Annotated in this window: 22 protein-coding genes; 7 read left to right on the plus strand and 15 right to left on the minus strand. The window is 44.2% G+C overall.

From position 1 onward, the window contains the following. Window positions 1-59: 59 nt before the first annotated feature. Complete coding sequence (locus DW173_RS14595) at window positions 60-2,123, minus strand: HelD family protein (RefSeq protein ID WP_120144631.1); 2,064 nt, start codon at window positions 2,121-2,123, stop codon at window positions 60-62. Between the two features lie 137 nt (window positions 2,124-2,260). Between DW173_RS14595 and DW173_RS14600 the strand changes: the two genes are divergently transcribed. Continuing rightward, on the plus strand, window positions 2,261-2,845 hold the full coding sequence (locus DW173_RS14600) for a hypothetical protein (RefSeq protein ID WP_009040208.1): 585 nt from the start codon (window positions 2,261-2,263) through the stop codon (window positions 2,843-2,845). Between the two features lie 39 nt (window positions 2,846-2,884). On the opposite strand, the gene DW173_RS14605 is transcribed toward DW173_RS14600, so the two are convergent. Continuing rightward, window positions 2,885-3,652 carry a LuxR C-terminal-related transcriptional regulator gene (locus DW173_RS14605; protein WP_074707321.1) on the minus strand — a complete coding sequence of 256 codons (768 nt, stop codon included), beginning with the start codon at window positions 3,650-3,652 and terminating at the stop codon, window positions 2,885-2,887. 331 nt (window positions 3,653-3,983) lie between these two features. Here DW173_RS14605 and DW173_RS14610 point away from each other — a divergent pair, with 331 nt between their 5' ends. The 5 genes from DW173_RS14610 (at window position 3,984) to DW173_RS14630 (ending at window position 7,738) form a co-directional block, all read left to right on the plus strand. Then, window positions 3,984-4,283: an RNA recognition motif domain-containing protein gene (locus tag DW173_RS14610; protein ID WP_004315028.1), complete on the plus strand. Its 300-nt coding sequence runs from the start codon at window positions 3,984-3,986 to the stop codon at window positions 4,281-4,283. Between the two features lie 355 nt (window positions 4,284-4,638). Beyond that, window positions 4,639-5,712 carry an NAD(P)H-dependent flavin oxidoreductase gene (locus DW173_RS14615; RefSeq protein WP_120144633.1) on the plus strand — a complete coding sequence of 358 codons (1,074 nt, stop codon included), beginning with the start codon at window positions 4,639-4,641 and terminating at the stop codon, window positions 5,710-5,712. 94 nt (window positions 5,713-5,806) lie between these two features. Further along, window positions 5,807-6,931 (plus strand): DEAD/DEAH box helicase, encoded by a 1,125-nt coding sequence (locus DW173_RS14620; protein WP_120144634.1) that lies wholly within the window; start codon window positions 5,807-5,809, stop codon window positions 6,929-6,931. Window positions 6,932-6,990: 59 nt separating this feature from the next. After that, window positions 6,991-7,476 (plus strand): cold-shock protein, encoded by a 486-nt coding sequence (locus DW173_RS14625; RefSeq protein WP_008026293.1) that lies wholly within the window; start codon window positions 6,991-6,993, stop codon window positions 7,474-7,476. A gap of 55 nt (window positions 7,477-7,531) precedes the next feature. After that, entirely contained in the window at window positions 7,532-7,738 is a 207-nt protein-coding gene (locus DW173_RS14630; protein WP_055236044.1) for a hypothetical protein, read from the plus strand. Window positions 7,739-8,135: 397 nt separating this feature from the next. Here the strand turns inward: DW173_RS14630 and DW173_RS14635 are convergent, their stop codons facing one another. Both DW173_RS14635 and DW173_RS14640 read right to left on the minus strand, forming a co-directional pair. Beyond that, window positions 8,136-8,429, minus strand: coding sequence for a helix-turn-helix domain-containing protein (locus tag DW173_RS14635; RefSeq protein WP_004323236.1), 294 nt, complete (start codon window positions 8,427-8,429; stop codon window positions 8,136-8,138). Window positions 8,430-8,439: 10 nt separating this feature from the next. Then, on the minus strand, window positions 8,440-8,727 hold the full coding sequence (locus DW173_RS14640) for a helix-turn-helix domain-containing protein (protein WP_120144636.1): 288 nt from the start codon (window positions 8,725-8,727) through the stop codon (window positions 8,440-8,442). Window positions 8,728-9,074: 347 nt separating this feature from the next. Between DW173_RS14640 and DW173_RS14645 the strand changes: the two genes are divergently transcribed. Beyond that, on the plus strand, window positions 9,075-9,377 hold the full coding sequence (locus tag DW173_RS14645; RefSeq protein WP_120144637.1) for a helix-turn-helix domain-containing protein: 303 nt from the start codon (window positions 9,075-9,077) through the stop codon (window positions 9,375-9,377). A gap of 340 nt (window positions 9,378-9,717) precedes the next feature. Here the strand turns inward: DW173_RS14645 and DW173_RS14650 are convergent, their stop codons facing one another. The 11 genes from DW173_RS14650 to DW173_RS14695 form a co-directional block, all read right to left on the minus strand. Then, window positions 9,718-10,515, minus strand: coding sequence for a PRTRC system ThiF family protein (locus tag DW173_RS14650; RefSeq protein WP_008026518.1), 798 nt, complete (start codon window positions 10,513-10,515; stop codon window positions 9,718-9,720). After that, window positions 10,512-11,213 (minus strand): prokaryotic E2 ligase family D protein, encoded by a 702-nt coding sequence (locus DW173_RS14655; protein ID WP_008026515.1) that lies wholly within the window; start codon window positions 11,211-11,213, stop codon window positions 10,512-10,514. Before DW173_RS14655 ends, DW173_RS14650 begins: the two co-directional genes overlap by 4 nt. A gap of 12 nt (window positions 11,214-11,225) precedes the next feature. Beyond that, a complete protein-coding gene (locus DW173_RS14660; RefSeq protein WP_120144638.1) occupies window positions 11,226-12,332 on the minus strand; it encodes a hypothetical protein in 1,107 nt (368 codons plus the stop codon). 44 nt (window positions 12,333-12,376) lie between these two features. Next, window positions 12,377-12,598: a PRTRC system protein C gene (locus tag DW173_RS14665; RefSeq protein ID WP_008026510.1), complete on the minus strand. Its 222-nt coding sequence runs from the start codon at window positions 12,596-12,598 to the stop codon at window positions 12,377-12,379. 21 nt (window positions 12,599-12,619) lie between these two features. Next, a complete protein-coding gene (locus tag DW173_RS14670) occupies window positions 12,620-13,702 on the minus strand; it encodes a PRTRC system protein E (protein ID WP_008026509.1) in 1,083 nt (360 codons plus the stop codon). 19 nt (window positions 13,703-13,721) lie between these two features. Beyond that, window positions 13,722-13,931 carry a hypothetical protein gene (locus DW173_RS14675; RefSeq protein ID WP_008026507.1) on the minus strand — a complete coding sequence of 70 codons (210 nt, stop codon included), beginning with the start codon at window positions 13,929-13,931 and terminating at the stop codon, window positions 13,722-13,724. A 20-nt stretch (window positions 13,932-13,951) separates the two neighbouring features. After that, window positions 13,952-14,164: a hypothetical protein gene (locus tag DW173_RS14680; protein WP_008026505.1), complete on the minus strand. Its 213-nt coding sequence runs from the start codon at window positions 14,162-14,164 to the stop codon at window positions 13,952-13,954. Window positions 14,165-14,255: 91 nt separating this feature from the next. After that, on the minus strand, window positions 14,256-14,426 hold the full coding sequence (locus DW173_RS23985; RefSeq protein WP_198287326.1) for a hypothetical protein: 171 nt from the start codon (window positions 14,424-14,426) through the stop codon (window positions 14,256-14,258). A 26-nt stretch (window positions 14,427-14,452) separates the two neighbouring features. Beyond that, window positions 14,453-16,213 carry a DNA topoisomerase gene (locus tag DW173_RS14685; RefSeq protein WP_120144640.1) on the minus strand — a complete coding sequence of 587 codons (1,761 nt, stop codon included), beginning with the start codon at window positions 16,211-16,213 and terminating at the stop codon, window positions 14,453-14,455. A 94-nt stretch (window positions 16,214-16,307) separates the two neighbouring features. Beyond that, window positions 16,308-16,583 carry a DUF4099 domain-containing protein gene (locus tag DW173_RS14690; RefSeq protein ID WP_008026501.1) on the minus strand — a complete coding sequence of 92 codons (276 nt, stop codon included), beginning with the start codon at window positions 16,581-16,583 and terminating at the stop codon, window positions 16,308-16,310. A gap of 46 nt (window positions 16,584-16,629) precedes the next feature. Next, the gene (locus DW173_RS14695; RefSeq protein WP_120144641.1) at window positions 16,630-18,447 is read right to left on the minus strand and encodes a DUF3945 domain-containing protein; all 1,818 of its coding nucleotides are present in this window, start codon (window positions 18,445-18,447) and stop codon (window positions 16,630-16,632) included. Window positions 18,448-18,807 lie beyond the last annotated feature (360 nt).

Raw genomic sequence — 18,807 nt, forward strand, 5'->3', positions numbered from 1 at the left:
AGATTAGCTATAATTTTTTCTTTTAATTAATTTTCGATGTTTGTTTGAATACACATCTATTATAGGAATTGGCAACTGGGCAAAGTGGTAGAATAAGTCAAAGTTAACTTGTGCATAGCCCTTGTGGTTGCCACATAAAGCATACTTTTATCAATATTGGAATGATAGTTCTTGTCATTTGTTTGCGGAATGATTACTTCGTCAAATTCCAGTCCTTTCGCCATATGGGCGGAAGTGATGATAATCCCTTTCACATAAGCAGAACTTTGATTTGATAAAAGTGAGATGTCGTTTGCATATATCTGGAGCTTTTGAATAAGTTTTTTTGCTTGGGATTCTGTTTTGCAGATGATCCCTAATGAGGTATAATGGGAGTTCCTGAAGGAGTTTACTAAATCCGCAATACCTTGGATCTCTTCTTCTGTACTTTTGAATGGAAGAATCTTGGGGTGTTCTCCATGTCTCATAATCGGTTCTAATTCATTGTTCGATTGAATTTTTTGTGCAAAACTGGTGATCTCAAAAGTAGAACGATAGCTTTTGCAAAGTTTCATTATTTCTCCTGTTGCAAATGCTTTCTGAATCATACCGGCAGTGGAAGATCCATAAGGATTGACGGATTGGGAAGCGTCTCCAAGAATTGTTTTTCGACACGGATAAAGTTTTTGAATCACTTTGTATTGTATGGGAGAATAGTCTTGCATTTCGTCTATCAGAAGGTGTTTGACATAAGATTGGGTGTTGTTCCCATCCAATGCGATATGCAGATAAACCAAAGGAGCTAAGTCTGCATACTCTAGTATGCGGTTTTTGCGTGTCTTGAACATCTCCGGTTTTCCGATCCACTTAAAAAAGTCTTTATAGATTTGGAGATCGTTATTTCCCGCGAACATCTTTTTTATCTCTTTCTTTAGTTGGTTTTTCTCCGGAGTGCTAACTGTGAGATTATATTGTAGTTGCATCATCTCCAGAATGTAATCTGCCATAGTCTCAAATCGTTGACGTATGGGATAGCGGTGGAATCGTTTGAACTGTTCGTTAATAAATTCGGCAGGAACGGTGATGTATTTGGTGAGTTTTACGTCTGTTGCTTTGAAATAGTTGTTTTCCATGTAAAGGATGAATTTGTCAAGTAGTGATATAAACTCGAAGGAGGCTTTGTATTGAATCCGTTCGATAAAGTCGGGTGTCGGGTTTTCTAATAGTTCCGTCACTTGGTCGAAGAAATTCTGGTGTTTATATTTGTTGTCAATTACATCCGACAGAATTTGCTCCATGCTGGTTTCGGGAACGGTCTCTTCGCCAAGTTCCGGAAGTACATTAGAAATGTAATCGGCAAATACTTTATTGGGGGAGATGATTAATATGTCTTTGGAAGAAATCTGTCCTTTCTGTGCATAAAGCAGGTAGGCAATACGATGGAGCGCGATAGAGGTTTTTCCTGAACCGGCAATACCTTGTATAATAAGTACAGAAGCGTTTTCATTACGGATGATCTGATTTTGTTCCCTCTGAATTGTCGTGACGATATTTTTCATTTTGTTGTCGGCATTGGAACATAGTTCTTTTTGCAGAATATCGTCATGAACAGTTACGGAACTTTCAATCATGTACTCCATTTTTCCTTTGCGAATACGATATTGGCGTTTGAGTGAGATCGCCCCGTTAATTTTGCCTGCCGGGGAAGAGTAGAACGCCTCGCCTAATTCATGATCGTAGAACATGCTTGAAATAGGAGCTCGCCAATCGTAAATCAGATTCTTTTTTTGATTGAGGTCATAGAAAGTATGTATTCCTATATAGATTGGACTAACTTGGCTTTTGTCTTTCTTTTCCTGAAAGTCGATTCGTCCGAAATAGGGGATATCCAGTATTTTGCTTAGTCGCCTGCGTTTGTCAATTACATTTTCACCTAATGCAAAATGATTTAATATGCTTTCGCGCATGGAACGGATTTCGTGGGGATCGATATCTTTGTTCGACCATAGATAATCCTTGTACTCCTGCAGGGTGTCTATATGCTCTTTGACGGAAGTACTGGTAGTGTTAATCGTATCATGGATAGTGGTTATGACTTGCTGTAAATACTCTTTTTCCTGTTTCTCTGTTTGATTGAATATCATAATCTCTTTTTAGTTGTATGATGAAGAATTGAAATTGCAGGCAAAGTTAGCTCAACCCATTAAGGGATTAAATAGTTATTTATAGCTATATATGTATCCTTTTTCCTATTTTTGCATACTTACTTAATAAGGAAAAGATGAATATTCTTGAATTGGCAAAACGTAACCAGCAGAAAGCTTGGGAGATTATAGAGGATACCCGTATTGTTCGGATATGGGAGGGGATTGGTGCCAAAGTGAATCTGGTAGGTTCGTTGCGTACGGGATTATTGATGAAACATCGGGATATTGATTTTCATATTTATACTTCCCCTTTGGATTTGTCTGCCAGCTTTCGGGTGATGGCTGAATTGGCGGAAAATATGTCCATAAAGAAGATTGAATATACGAATTTATTACATACAGCAGAAGCGTGTATAGAGTGGCATGCATGGTATAAGGATATGGAAGGAGAACTCTGGCAAATGGATATGATTCATATCCAAGAAGGCTCTCGTTATGATGGCTATTTTGAAAGGGTGGCCGAACGCATTTCTGCGGTATTGACAGATGAAATGAGACTGGCTATCCTGAAATTAAAATACGAAACGCCTGATACGGAAAAGATTATGGGAGTGGAGTATTATCAAGCTGTGATTCAGGATGGTGTACGTAGTTATCCGGAATTTGAGGAATGGAGAAGATTGCATCCGGTGGTGGGTGTGGTGGAATGGATGCCCTAGCCAGATTGGATCACAGTGCGGGGAGAAAGATTGCATGTATTAACTTAGCAATCCACTCTCTTGTCCTAAACGAATGGCTTCAATGGAATTCTGTACACCTAACTTCCGTAACAAATTTTGTCGATGAATATTAACTGTATGAATGCTGATGCATAATTTGTCTGCGATTTCTTTACTTAACAGGCCTTTTTGAATAAGACGTAATACTTCTATTTCCCGATTAGTAAGATTGGTAGAAGGCATTAACGATAGGGAAGGAGAAAATATTTCTCCATTCTTTAGATTCAGGACGGTACAATCTACGGTTTCAGAGGCTTTTTGGTCGGGTGATATGTCCATGTTTCCTATGATAAGCCATGCTTTACCGTTGCGGTCCTGTTCCAATACCTGATGTCTGCTGGCGACACGTATGTACTGTTGTTTCGCATTAAGCATACGAAAACTGTAAATGTTAGAATAGCTATTCCGTTGCTCAAAAGGCAGGCTATAGATGAATTGGCTTAGTGTGACCTGTAATGCCGCCAGTTGTGCGCGATCATCGGGATGGATGCGCGATTCCAGATAATCACCCTGTCTTTCTAATGTTTCTATCTTGTGGCTGTCGTATCCCAGTAAATCAACAAAATTCGGAGAGGCGTAAGCATATTTGCATTTATAAACATCGACAACAAATGTACAGTTACGGCCCATTTTCGAGAGTTGATGAAGCATGGATTTATCCCGCTCCCATACAGCATAGTCAATGTCGGTAGCAGATAGATGCTGCTTTGCCCACATTTCTTCTCTAGTTGTAGTGTTTAGTTTCATTCTCGGATATATTTGTTGGGTGTATCTTAATAATTGTTCTGGAACAAAAATAGATATATTATGGGAAATGGTCAAGAATGAATGAGAGAATTGCTAATTGTGACTGTTTTGTGTGATTGACATGCTAACAAATGATAATAATTGAGCTTCTATTGAAAAATATAGAATAAAAACATAGTTATCTAATTTATTGTGTTACCTTTGTTCCCAGAGTTTGAGTTACGAATCATTATTGTGTAGTTCTTCTTTTTAATATATTATTAGTAAGTAGTCCTCTTCTGTAATTATCCTCCTCACTCCAAAATAGTATTTATTTTAATAAAATTTTTAGATGAACATTTACATTTCAGGTTTAAGCTATGGCACAACTGATGCCGACTTAACAAATTTATTTGCAGAGTTTGGAGAAGTTTCTTCAGCCAAAGTTATTTTTGATAGAGAAACTGGTAGATCCAGAGGATTTGCTTTCGTAGAAATGACGAACGATGGAGAAGGACAAAAAGCAATTGATGAACTGAATGGAGTTGAATACGACCAGAAGGTTATTTCAGTAAGCGTTGCACGCCCTCGTACTGAAAGACCGTCAAACGGTGGAGGCCGTGGTGGTTATAATAACTCTAGAAGATATTAATATCCGAATGAAAGCAGAAGATTCTGTCTTCTGCTTTCATTTAAAAGCTGTTTCCGTTTCATGATTCAACGGGGAATCTCTACTGAATAGAGAAGACGAAAAATCATTTTACATTTAAGTTCTGCTAATTCTGGCTCTTCTATGCAAAATTAGGAATTTCTAATCCTGTACTTTCCATTCTGAAAATAGATTTATTAGGCTTTTTTGTAATACAATACTCTTGAAATAGCCAAGGGCATATAGTTTAATAAATTATCCAACAAGGTAAATCATTCGTGACAGAACCAAATATTGAGCACTTGAATAAAGTATGCTCACTTCTATCTGTCTGTTTTGCCAATACAAAATAAAACATATGAAATCGTTCTTTATAGGAAATATTGAAATTAAAACACCTGTTATACAAGGTGGAATGGGAGTAGGAATCTCACTGTCCGGTCTGGCATCAGCAGTTGCAAATGAAGGCGGAGTAGGCGTTATATCATGTGCGGGTTTAGGATTGTTATATCCCAAGGGAAAAGGCTCTTATTCGGAGAAATGTATAAGTGGACTGAGAGAAGAAATTCACAAGGCACGTACAAAAACAGAAGGTATTATTGGCGTAAACGTCATGGTTGCTTTATCTAATTATGCCGATATGGTGCGTACTGCGATTGAGGAAAAGATAGATGTGGTATTTTCAGGTGCGGGACTTCCGCTTGATCTGCCGTCATATTTGACCCCGGAAAGTGTAACCAAGTTAGCTCCTATTGTATCTTCTTCAAGAGCTGCCAAGATTATTTGTGACAAGTGGCAAAAAAACTATAACTATCTGCCCGATGCAATTGTGGTGGAAGGGCCTAAAGCTGGTGGGCATTTAGGATTTAAAAAAGAACAAATACAGGATCAGCATTATGCTCTGGAAGCATTGATTCCGGAAGTGGTGATGATTGCATCCAGTTATAAAGAACAAAAGCAAATTCCGGTGATTGCTGCCGGTGGAATTTCGAGAGGTGAGGATATAGCACATTTTATGGAATTGGGAGCTTCCGGTGTGCAAATGGGTAGTATTTTTGTTACCACCCTTGAATGTGATGCTTCAGAAACATTCAAAGAAGTATATATTCATTCCAAGTCCGAAGATGTTCTTATTATAGAAAGTCCTGTCGGGATGCCGGGAAGGGCTATTGATGGAGAATTTATTCACAATGTGAATAATGGTTTGGAGAGACCTAAAAATTGCTCATTCCATTGTATAAAGACATGTGATTATACAAAAAGTCCTTATTGCATTATTAAAGCTCTATATAATGCAGCCAGAGGAAATATGAAAAAAGGCTATGCATTTGCTGGTAGCAATGCCTTTCTCGCAGAAAAAATCAGTAGCGTAAAAGAAGTAATGGCTACACTGGAACGCGAGTTTTTTTTAGCAACCCACAGACTGGCTTAATGATTGAAACTCTGCTTTTTCATGATTGAAATTGTCCGGGTTTCCCACTATATATAAAACTAATCGCTGTTTGAGTACAGCAAAAATAACATTTATGACATTTAAAGAATTAAATATAACCGAACCGATTTTAAAAGCAATTGAAGAAAAAGGATATACAGTACCAACTCCCATTCAGGAAAAAGCGATTCCGCTTGCACTGGCAAAAAGAGATATATTAGGCTGTGCGCAAACCGGTACCGGAAAGACAGCTTCATTTGCTATTCCTATCATACAGCATTTGCAACTGGATAAAGAGGCTGCCAGACGTCAGGGAATTAAAGCCTTGATATTGACGCCCACACGTGAGCTTGCCTTGCAAATCAGTGAGTGTATTGACGATTATTCAAAACATACTCGTATTCGCCATGGAGTAATCTTTGGTGGTGTAAATCAACGCCCGCAGGTTGATCTGTTGCGTAAAGGTATTGATATTCTGGTCGCTACTCCGGGACGTTTGCTTGACCTGATGACTCAGGGACATATACATTTGGACACTATCCAATATTTTGTATTGGATGAGGCTGACCGTATGCTTGATATGGGATTTATCCATGATATTAAGCGGATATTGCCGAAACTTCCAAAAGAAAAGCAGACTTTGTTTTTCTCGGCAACAATGCCTGATTCTATTATCTCCTTGACTAAGTCTCTGCTGAAGAATCCGGTGAAGATTTACATAACACCGAAATCATCTACTGTAGATTCTATCAAGCAGGTGGTGTATTTTGTTGAAAAGAAGGAGAAAAGCCAGTTGCTTATTTCGATATTGTCGAAGGCAGAAGATCAGTCAGTACTTATCTTCTCACGTACGAAACACAATGCTGATAAGATTGTGAAGATTCTGGGCAAGGCTGGAATTGGCAGCCAGGCTATTCATGGAAATAAGAGCCAGGCGGCAAGACAGTCTGCATTGGGCAACTTTAAATCGGGAAAAACTCGGGTGATGGTTGCCACTGATATTGCTTCCAGGGGGATTGATATTAACGAATTACCTTTGGTTATCAACTATGATCTTCCGGATGTTCCCGAAACCTATGTGCACCGTATTGGGCGTACAGGAAGAGCTGGGAATATGGGAACTGCCCTTACATTCTGTTCGCAGGAAGAACGTAAACTGGTGAATGATATTCAAAAGTTAACCGGTAAGAAACTCAATAAGGCTGATTTCACTATTTGAAAGTAAGCATTTACATTATTTATTCATTAAAAATATAGTATAAACTAAATATTATTTCTATGGCAAAATCCATGACAGTAGGTAAACGTGAAAATGAAAAGAAAAGAATCGCTAAGCGCGAAGAAAAATTAAAGAAGAAAGAAAATAAGAAACTATCGGGCAGCTCAAACAGCTTTGAAGATATGATTGCTTATGTTGATGAGAACGGGAGAATAACCTCAACTCCTCCGACAGAGAATGTCAGAAAAGAAGAGATCAACCCGGATGAAATAGTTATAGCAACTCCTAAAAAAGAGGATGAAGAGCCAACTATTTTGAGAGGACGGGTTGAGTTTTTTAATGAGTCTAGAGGATTTGGTTTTATTAAAGATCTTTCCGGCGTTGAGAAGTACTTTTTTCATGTAAACAATGTCGTTGGTAATATTGCAGAAAATAATATCGTAACATTTGATCTTGAACGTGGAGTGAAAGGGATGAATGCGGTCAATATCTCGTTGGAAAACAAATCTAAGCCGGAAAATTTAGCTCAAACAGAATCTGTATAAGAAGATCTGTATTCTGCTTGTGTATAACAAAAAACAAAAAATAATAATTTGAGATATGAAAAAAGGTAATATAATGCGTGATGTTATTTCATCCAGTCAGTTTACTGCAAACGTGATCAAGGAGTACAAAAAAGGTCTGGGAGATGTAGTGCTGGTAGCAATAACTCCGCGGACTACCATTGAACTTCCTGCACATTTGACTCAAGCAGAAATAGATGCTCGTATAGAGACTTATAAAAAACTACATAGCTCCAAAATATAGGTGTTTGTAGATGCAAAAAGTAAGGTAATAAAAAATCCCTTGAACTTCAAAAGTTCAAGGGATTTTTTATTACCGAATCGATTGTGGTGCCACCAGGAATCGAACATTTAAAGTTCTTTGTTCTTAAAGTCCTGATAAACAGCACTAAATCTTATATCGTTAAAATCAAAACCATTGAATTAGCCATATTCCTAATTTCAATTATTTCAATCTTTATCGCTGTCATTTTTTTGACGGTGCAAAGATATGGAAAAGGTTCGATTCCTCCAAATAGTATTGGCATAAAATTACAGAAAACTTTATAATGTATTCATTTATGCTGGAATGAATGGCATATATATGAAGAGAACGTCTTTAGGAAAATTTCCGAAGACGTTCTCTTCTATATTGCCGGCTTTTAAAAAGCTTCCAGCCTGTTTTCATCCAGCAGTTTTATAATATCCTTCTCTTTATAAAGTATCCTGCCTCCCAGCCGGTAATAGGGGATAAGCCCGGTTGTCCTGTGTTCAACCAGTGTCCGGCGTGTTATCTTCAGTGATTCGGACAGTTCAGCTTCGGTGATGTACCTGTCACCGTTCAGGACAGGTCTGTATCTGTCCGGTTCGCTTCTTAAGAGTTCAGTGATGTGTCCAATGTCCTGAAAGAACCGGATAATTTCCGGACTTTCCCTTGTCAGTAAGTCATGTGCCATATTTCTTTGCTTAATTGTTTCCTTTTTGTAACAGTCCTTCCATGTATGTGACGATGTCTTTTTTCCGGTAATAGATTTTCCTGTCTATCCTGCTGTACGGGATTTTTCCCGTGCTGCGTAAAGTAAGCAACTTTCTTGGAGAGATATCCATCATAATACATGCTTCCTGATTGTCCATCCATTCCGTCAGTCTTTCCTCCTGCCGTATTCCTCTTCCTGTCCGGATATCCCGGATGATTGAGCTTAACGCCTGCTTCATTTCTTCAAATGTTGCGGCTTCGATACTGATCACTTCCATAAGCTTTTGATTTTTTGTCCGATGCAAAGGTATGCTGCCGGTAAGTTTGTCTCCAAGTCTCTGACTACAGGTGTCAGCAGATGTCGTCAGATTTCACGGATAGATGGCCAAATTGTAAATCGTATTTACAATTTGTACCCGAACTTTACAATATCCGGGATTACATTTTACAGTGCTTTTTGTAATTTTCTATTTTATATTTCTCTGTGAACTAGAATGTTATGTGTAATGATGAGTTTGTTTTTTTGAATCCGGCATATAATTTTCATTATAGTGTATTATACTCTTGTAGTGCGCACAGGAAGAGTATCCGGATAATCACTTTTTAAAACAATGGAGGATATGCCATGATGTATATAGATAATGAAGTACTTGAAAAAATGATAATGACTATGGTGGAAGGTTTTGACCGCCTTGAAAAGAAACTTGACCGTATGAACCGCCTGAAAGACTGCCTGGATGGTGATACCTTGTTGGATAACTGTGACCTTGCGCAACTTCTGGGCGTGACGCAACGGACTATCGCCCGTTATCGTGAAAAGGGGCTCATCCGTTACTATCAGACGGATGAGAATGGGAAGAACTTTTATCGTAGTTCGGAAATACAGGAATTTCTGCGACAGAGGGGAAAGAAAAAATCAGCTCAGTGATTTATCAGGCTAAGGGTCTGTGATATTCTTTGTATTTGAAGAAACTGGTATGAAAAATATCTATTTTTTTGTAATTGTGATTGACATAGAAAATGCTTTTCAAGATGAAATGTAACCTGGTTCGTATCCCTGTTATGAGACTACTATTGTGGGAGTATTATAGGCTTATTTTCTGTTGTTACAAATGGAAACTGGTTAAAATAGGAAAGGGGGTTGCCGGATTAGTGCGGATTAAATCCTGAATCCGGTTCCGGTATTATACGGATTGGAAGAAAATTACGGATGCTTCCCTTGCCGACAGCTGTAGCTTCGGCAAGGAAAACTGTCTGTTTCACATGGTCTATACCGGTATCGGATTAACCCGGAGTGTGTCCAGATTGATATATGCTCCCCGGTACAGGGTTCTTCCTTCCTTGAACATCCTCCATAGGATGTCACAGCCGACTTGTGCCAGTATGGAGTTGATGTACAGGTCCTGTCTTTCCAGTGCTTCCGCCAGTGAGCAGCTCGGTCCGGAGTCCTTCTCTTCTATTGTGGAATAGTTCACCTCCTCGGTGATGACATTCATTCCGGGTACCGGCATGAATTCTTTTGATGCCGGCTGCCGTATCTTGTTGCGGACAGTACCTATGAAGACTTGCCCGGTGGTTTGCGCATTCCCGAAATCCATCCAGTAATAAACCGCCCTTTCATTGTTTACGGAGGCCTCCCTGTATTTTTTCAGGAATCTCCACAGTTCCAGTCGTGAGCGGGTATTGTCCGTGCAGGTGATGATGATATTCGCCGGCTTTGTCCTGTCATCCCCGTTTTCCTGTGTTTTCCGTACGGGATAGCGGCAGTTTTCCGCCGTCCATGTTGTTCCGAAAAAACGGTTGACGCGTGTGACGGCCGCCGTCGCCTTGCATTGCCCCAGTTCCGTCTCACTGAAGAGCTGGCGTCCTATGTTGGCTTCTGTGATAATGTCGGGATCGAATACGGTGACGTGTAGTCCCGGATGTCCCAGTGCCTGCAACGCGACGTTCATGCGTGCCAGATTGGTTATGACCTGTGATCCCGTGCCCCCTGCACCCGCAACATGGATGGTGACGGGATGGTAGGGTTTCAGCAGGTAGCTATCCGTGTAATGAATCTTTTTCATGTCAGTATGTCTTTAAGTTTCTTCCCGGATTGTTGTAACTCGCTGTAATCAAACGGATTGTTCCGCGCATGTTCCGTTACGGAAACCAGATTGCTGCGGGTCGGGTTTCTGTCACCTCCCAAATGTGAGAACTCGCTCATCCAGAAACGCTTTTCCCAGTATTCCTGAAATTCATGAAAATCCATGTCCTGCGGTTTTTTTAGCGATGAGTTGCCCAGGCAGACGTCCGCCCCGGTTACATTGAAGAACGGCGCCAGATACAGTTCTGTCCGCTCTTCGGGGATTGCTCCCTTGAAGGCGTGTATGTCCATGCATTCCCGTTCCACCACGTAGATGACGCCCGGTACGTTGAATGTCCCGTCTGTAATGTGCAGCCCGTCCTGGAAGTACATTTTTCTCTTCTGCGGCGGATTGTACCATATGTACCTTTCGCGGCCTTTTCTGGAGTCGCACAGGAGCATGTTCCTGGGGATGCGTCCGTGCGGGATTCCGCTCATGCTTTCCGTGTATGATTCCACCAGTGAGTTCATGAACTCATAGGTTACCGGAATGCCGGCCCCCATCCGTCCTTTCTCGTTGACAGGCCTGAGTTCGAGATAACTTCGCGGGGTCGAGTAATCTGTCGTTTCGCATTCATAGGCGACAAGTACCGCTCTGGGATGCATGATTTGCTGCATCTGTTTTGTCAGTTCATTCATTTTCCTGTTTTATTAGAAGTTATTTGTAATGAGTTTGATGAAGCATGTGAGCCATTGGGAAAACCGCTCCGGAAAGTTATCCATGGAGAAAGGCTTTTCCGTGTCCGGTGTCAGGTGGAATGTCGTGACAGGTGTGATCACATATGATTCCTGATAATCCGAGTTGAAATAGCTTTCCATTTCGTCGTTCATGGCGTCCTTTACCGACCAGGTGACCATGATCTGTGTATTCAGTCCTACCGGCCTGAAATCAGGTGCCTCCTCGTATGCCCAGTCGTAGGAGTATTGCATGATGCTCGGGCTGCCGTGTGAAATGTATGCCGTACCTTCCGTGAGCAGTTCCAGCAATGCCCGCTCATAGTTCTTCTTTGTATGGTATTTCCGTATTTCCCCCTCCAGGTCCGCAAGAAATCCCTTTGGATTGTCCATTCTCTTCAGTATACGGTGCGCCTTCCCTTTTTCATACAGTCTGGCAAGTGCGGCCTTGCGTCTGATCTCTCCTGCCGTCGCCTCTTCGTCGTAGAGCCTGTAGTCTTCCAGGTAATCGTGTGCCATTTCGTAGTAGCTGGTATCCGTGCTTTTGGGTATGCCATGGTGCCGGGCGAGCTGCCGGATAAATTCCAGTGCTATCCTTCCGAGTTTTTCCGGCAGTCTCTCCGTGAATTCCAGCGGTATCCAGAACAGTTTATATTCCGGCCACTCATGGAACCGGTAGAGGCAGAAGTACAGCCTTCCGTTCTCCTCTTCCAGGTTGACATGCTCCGGGAGTATGGTGTCCATTGCCCGGTACAGTTTGATGATGTTCATCCTCGGTGATTTCCCGGTCGGTCGGAAAGGAAGCCTGAGGCCGACAAGCCCGCTGTATCTGAGTGCCGATCGGTACAGGAAATCAAAATTCTCCCTTGTTGTAAGGTTGATTTTCTCTCCCGCGCGGCTCTCCATACAGTAATCGGGGGTAACGGGGAGAATTCTCCCCGTTAGAAAATCATTACGGTTCCTGCCGGCGGCAGCCTTCTTTTCTTTCTGCTGCCGGTTCCCCGGCTGATGTCTGTGTATCCGGTCTCGCTGATAATAAGTCGTGCCAGGTCTTCCGTTTGTAGTTCCGATAACTGTCTGCATGTTGTCTCCTCCTTTTTCTTAGGGTTTGTTTTCTTTGCCATGGCTTATCCTTTCGTTCCTATGGTGGTTTTGAACCGGTATACCGCGCGGTCCTCTTCGAGTTCCGGCCCTTGCAGGGTTGCCGTGGTCAGTTCCGGATAGTTCATGGAATAGAAGTCCGTTACTTCGGAAAGGGACATTCTGCTGTCCGGGTCTTCCAGTGTCAGGGTGTCATTTCCTTTTTTCAGGATGAATACTCTTTTGAGTCCTTTGATATCAAGTGCCATATTATTTAAAGTTTTAAGGGTTTAATAACATATAAGCTCCGCCTGTGTCTCGTCCTTCATGCGGCATTCCTGCGGGAAGTCTATGTATTCCGCATACGGGTCTTCACGCAACAGTTCCCTGTCACTTTCATCGTCCTTGTCAAAAGTGATCGCTTCTGTGGCCGGTTGTGGCGGTGACTGGTATTCCCTGCCCGTATTTTCCCGGGCTGTCTGTATGACGGTTGCCTGCGGCTGCAGAGGAACGGGTTGCGGCTGTTGCCATGGTTGTGTCTGTGGGTACTGTCCGCCGGGCTGACGGAAGTACGTTTGGGGCTGTTCCGCTGTTTGTTGCGGACTGCCGTTTGCGGGATTCCGGCAGTATCCTTCGTACATTGGCTGTGGTTGCGGTGTTCCCGGATAATATTGTGGTACGGGCTGCGGCTGTACTATCTGCGGTCGGGGCACCGGTTGTTGTACCGGTTGCGGGATTGCTTGCTGTACAGGCTGTTGTGGAGGTTGTGACGTGAACATCCGCATTTGTCCGTCAGGCCGGTTTCCGTTCGCCGTACCGTTTGCGGGCGGCTGTTGTGGGAGCGGCTGTGTATCCGTTTCAGGAAACAGGCAGCCCTGTGACGACTCCTTCTGCACTTCCTGTATCCTTGCCTCTATCTGTTTCTGTCTGTCCGTATCTGCGAGTACCTTGGCCTGCCTGAAGCAGGTTGTCGCTTCCGAGTATCTTCCTGCAGTGAACGCCTCCTCCGCACGTTTGAGGAGTTTTTCCATCTTTTCCTGTTTTTCACGTGCCTCTTTTGTCTTCTTGTCCTTGGCGGTTCCGGTCGCCTTGCCTTGTGTTGCCGCGAGCCGTGCCTGTTGCTCGAAGGTTTCAAGGTTGGTGAGGATTCCCTGCGCTTTCTGCAGCGGTGTGGTGATGATTTGCAGGAATTGTCCGTCCAGTTCCATGGGGGTGCCGTTGAGTATGAGCGGCACGATGGTCTGTCCGGCTTCATCCTTGAGTGTTGTACGTCTGGGCATTACCGCTACGGACAGTTTTCCGTCCGTTCTCCTGATGTTGATGTTCAGGTCTGTGCCTGCCGACATCATCTGATAAATTGATTGGAAAAACATAATGGTTGTTTTTTTATTGTTATACATAGTTTTCCTTGAGATATGTCTTCAGAATTTCGTCTCTGTCCGGTCGCTTCGTGATGTCAAGCAGTGGCTTGAGATAATATCCGATGTTTCTGGGCTCATCGACCGTATTGGGAAATCTTCTCTTTGCAGGCCTGATGTTGCGCGTTGTCGGCCACAGTGCGGGTGCGACCGGTGCTGACGGGGTAAATTTTTTTGTTTCCATTTCATTTGTTGTTTAAGGGTTTATAATATCATTCCGATAAGGATCAGAATGGTGAGAATTGTTGCTAGGAACGGGAGGAGTCTTAGCAAAATACGGATTATGCCTTCCGCCATTGTCAGTAACAGGATGGTATATACCGGAATTATGTCTTTGCGGCATAGCAGGATTATTGCTGCGGCTGCCAGCAGTGTGACCGTCGGCTTGCAGATGCTTGTGATGGATTTCTGTTTCATGTCCTTGTTGTTTTTATGAGTGTATGATTATCCCTTCGGGATCTGTTTTCCCGATTTTACAGGCCTTTGTTTCCCGGATTGCCCTTTTGTGTCAAGGCTTGGCGAAAGAAAATACCGGAGCGTAGCGAGGATGATTTTCTTTCAGCCGACCGGCCCGCAGGGCTGCCTTGACACGAATACGGGGTAATCCGGTACCTTTGCCGCCTAAAAGCGGCATAACAGATGTCTGACAAATAAAAAATGCAGACCTTTCAGCCTGCATTTCCCGTTCCTATATATAATAATATTCTATCTTTCACATTTCCGGAAGATATCTTCCGTTACCTCTCCCGAGAGTTTGAGTACCTCCTTCATGAATTCTTCCTGTGTAAGCTTTCCCCTTTCCATTCGTGTCAGTTGCGCCTCCCAGCCCGAAGTCAGTGTGGCTCCCGCTATTTTCATGTTCCGTACCGTCTCATATATGTAAAGCCCTTTTCGTGTGGGGATGATGTATTTGCCTGAATAACGTACATATTTGCGGTCAATCAGGGTCTGCAGGATTCCTGTACGTGTGGCCGCCGTTCCCAGTCCGGCAGTGTCCATGTAGGTGATCAGTTCCGCGTCGGTATATGCGGATACGGGCAGGTCCTTCCTGTGTATCAGGCTGCATCCGGTAACAGCGGCCGTCTCCCCGTTTTCCAGTTGCGGGATGGGGGAGAAGCCGTATTCCCTTCCTGCAATGACGCTTTCCCTTTCGAATATGCCGAACCATCCCTTTTCAATGATGCGGCATGCATGGCACCGGAAATTTCGTGCGGCACATACGGCATCCACAGTGGTGTATTCCGCCCTGCATACGGGCATGAAGGCTTCCAGCATCCGTCCGATAATCATCATGTAAAGCTGCATCTCTTCCCGGTTTAATCCTTCCGGATATGTATCGGTAATGATGATGGCGTGGTGTTCCGCCGCTTGTCCTTCGTCGACTACCTTGTCCGGCAGGTCGAATATGTTGATCCCCATGCTTCTGACATACGGTCGGAATTCCTTCCTGTTCAGGATTTTCTCCATGATACGGGGCAGTTTGTCGTAAACGTCCCGTGGAAGGAAACGTCCGGCAGTTCGCGGATAGGAAATCAGTTTCTTCTCATAAAGTTTCTGTGCGATTTCAAGCGATTTTCCGGCAGTCATTCCGTAATAGTTGTTGGCGTCTTTTTGGAGTTCGGTCAGGTTGTAGAGGGCTGGAGGCTCTATCTCCCTGACCTGTCTGCTGACAGCGGTGACGCGTGCATGTCCGGCCAGTTTGCAGTCACTGTAAAGCCGTGCAGCCGCCTCCCGGTCCGTGAATTCTTCCGTACAGCGCATTTTGAGCAGGGTGTTATTTTTGCACAGGCTGATAAAAACCGGAAAGGTGTCCGTGGCAATGTGGTTCTCACGTTCACGGTAACGGCTGCTTATGGCTGCCAGTATGGGTGTCTGCACCCGTCCCAGTGAGTTGTTTCCCGTTCCGGTCGCCTGGCAGAGGGCATAGCTGGCGTTGAGTCCCAGTACCCAGTCCGCCTTGTTGCGGCTGTCCGCTGCCAGAAACATGCGGTCATACAGGCTGCCGGGCCTGAGGTTGTCCATTCCTTCCAGCACGGCTTCGTCCGTAAGTGACGAGATCCATAGACGGCGGTAGGGTTTCCTGCATTCCAGATACCGGTAAAGGTACCTGAACACCATTTCCCCCTCCCGGGAGGCGTCGGTGGCCGCAATGATACTTTCGCAGGCGTCGAATACTTTTTCGATCACTTTCAGCTGGAGGACCGCGTTGATGTCCGGTATCCATCCCGTATCGGTCCTGATGTGTTTTACCATCAGTCTGAAGGGGGCGGGATTTATCGGGAAGTCCCCGCGTTCCGGGCGGTCCATCCCGTAATCTTTCGGCATGGCCAGTGAAAGCATGTTGCCGAAGGTCCATGTCACCATGTACCCGTTCCCGCTCATGTATCCGTCCTCTCTGGTATGTGCTCCCAGAATTCTTGCTATCTCTTTTCCCACATTGGGCTTGTCTGTCAATATCGCAATCATGATCTTTTTCCATTTGATGTTCCCCGTACCTTCGCAATAAAACCGGTACGGGGAAATTGTGTATACTTTTGATTCTGTCTGTATGGGGCAGGGATTATCCGCCGGCTTCGCTTTCCGCTTCGGGACTGATCCCGTTGATTTCCATTACCGGCTTTCCGTCCGTCCCCACCGTGATCCTGAGGGTGGCGTCCATTGTTAAGCGGAGTGCGGAAGTGCGGATTTTCAATGGGACGGTTTCCGTTTCCTCCCCTTGCAGGAGCAGTTCCATGTCCCCGCTTTTTTCCAGTTCTTCTTTGTGGATACCGATGGTCTCCAGTGTTTTCCAGTCAAGGTCTTCCTTTCTGAATATCCGGTTGTCATTCTGATTCATGTCTTTTTTTCTGATGAATGGTTAATGATTCTTTTTTGTATTCTTTTTATACGGCCTGTCTGCTTCCTTTTTTCTGTTCCTGCTGCCGGTTTTGCGTGTCGTCCGCCTGTGCGGCACGCCGGGCTGTATTGCGGCGTATGTCCGGGTTTTCCTGGAAGTATTGCAGCTGTCCGGAATTTGCGTTCACTTTCAGGTAGGAACTGAATGTCTTGTTGTTGGCGCTTTTCAGGTCCGATACGAGTATGGCTTTTCCATCCTGCAGGTTGGCCCGTTCCTGTGCCGTGAATACATGCCCGTATACTTCCGCCGGAACGACCGGCACCTGGCGCTCGCTGAAACCGTCCGGTGTACGCGAGTATTGCGGCCTGCCCGTATTCATGTCCAGTTTGACGAAGGAGGAGAACTCTTCCCCCTTGCGGTTGATCATGTTTTCAAGGAAGACGGGTTGCCCCTTGCGTAGTGCCTCCTTGTCCTCGGGAGTCAGTAGCACGTTGCAGATTTCCTTCGGGATGTATATTTCCCCGTTCTCCGGATTATGTCGTGTATATTGCGGTCGGCCGGTCACCTTGTCCAGCGTGACGAAAGAGGAGAACAGCGCTCCGTCGGTGCGTTTCATATCCTCTACAAGGATGGTATGTCCTTCGCTGAGCATTTTGATCTGGTTGGGTGAAAGTTGTACGCCTCCCAGGCTCTGCTGGTTGAACCCCTTGCTTTCCGGATAGATGAATTCCAGTCCTCTGCGTTCCGCACTGTATTGGAGTGTGGCGTCGAACGGCTTTCCGTTTTTTGAGGTCATTCCGTCCACATATACCGGTTGTCCTTCCTTCAGCGCGTTTATTTCATCCGCTGTCAGTCTGATGCCTTTCACTTCACTTGGTATGTATACGTTTTCTTGCCGTACGGCAACTAGCTCGTTGGTATTCTTGTCAATGGAGATGAGACAGGGGGTATAGGAGCCCCCGTTCAGGTTCAGTTCCGCCACGCGTCCCATGTTTCCTGTCTCACGGAGGTTCTTCTTGTCCTCTTCCGTGAAGATGTGCCCGAAATAGGGCCTTTCCAACTCCGGTTCCTTGCGGATGCCGTGGATACCCAGACCGATCTGCCCGTCCGGCATGGTGATGAATGAGAGGCGTGCGTCCAGTTTGACCCTGGCACCTGTCAGCGTCAGTGTCAGGGGAACCAGTTTGTTGGTTTTGTATCCTTTCAGCATGGAATCCAGCAGTCCCTGTTGTTCGAGGGAAGTTTTGGAGACGCCCATCTTTTCCAGTGCGTCCCAGTTTACCATGTTCTCGTCATAACGGTAGCGTGGTGTCTGCTGTTCCTGCGGCTGTCCTGTTGAAACTGTCGGTTGTGGTGCCTGCTGTGGTACCTGTTCCTGCGGGTTTTGTTTTTGTTTCTTTGCCATTGTTTCTGTTTCTTTTTCGTTCTTACTCTGTTCCTTGTTTTCTCTTGGCCGGATTTCGTAGCGTTTGAGGAACTCTTTTACTGCGTCCGTTTCCTTGCCTTGTGACAAATCCCTGATTGCCTGTTTATTCTGCTTGTAATCATGGATGGTCATTCGTATGAGCCTGAAATGTGTAGGTTCCTTGAACTGGCTCCAGAAGTTCTTGATGAAGTTTTCGAGGATACTGGAATTTTTCTCGAATTTCAGAAAGGAATTTTCGTTCTTTTCTTCTGCTGGAACTGTTTTGGCCTTTCCTTCCCCGTCAATTTCGCTGACGGCTTGCACACCGGCTTTGGGGTCCTCCTTGTTGTGGACAAACAGTAGTTCGTTGATTTGTTCCACATAGGGCTTTTCTTTGGCGGATTTCTGCGTTTTGCGCGTCCGCTTCGGTTTTTCTTTCACTTCTTTTTCTTGTGCCATGATCCATCATTTTGAGATTAATGTTTTCGTTTGACAGCTCAAAAATAATGGCTGAAATTGAATAAAATGCTGATTCTCAAAACAGTGACATCACGTGTCGTTAGATGTCAGCAGATGTCAATCAAAGGGAAAGGAGGATGGTGGAAAAAGGGGAATAAGGAAGAACAGAAATACACAAGCCGGTTAATAAGGTGAGAGAAATTTATGTAGAACAGAGGGAGCCGGAGTCCCTGTCTTTATTGGGGACAGTTTTTCTTTAATTATGAATTTACTTTGGGAACTGTGTAGTTAGTTTGTGTAATATTGTAGAGATGTTGGTAAAAAGAAAGGGAATGGTGGAAATGTGATCTATGCGTCACG

It is taken from the genome of Bacteroides sp. AM16-13, assembly GCF_003602705.1.
In the GTDB taxonomy this organism is placed as follows: domain Bacteria; phylum Bacteroidota; class Bacteroidia; order Bacteroidales; family Bacteroidaceae; genus Bacteroides; species Bacteroides xylanisolvens.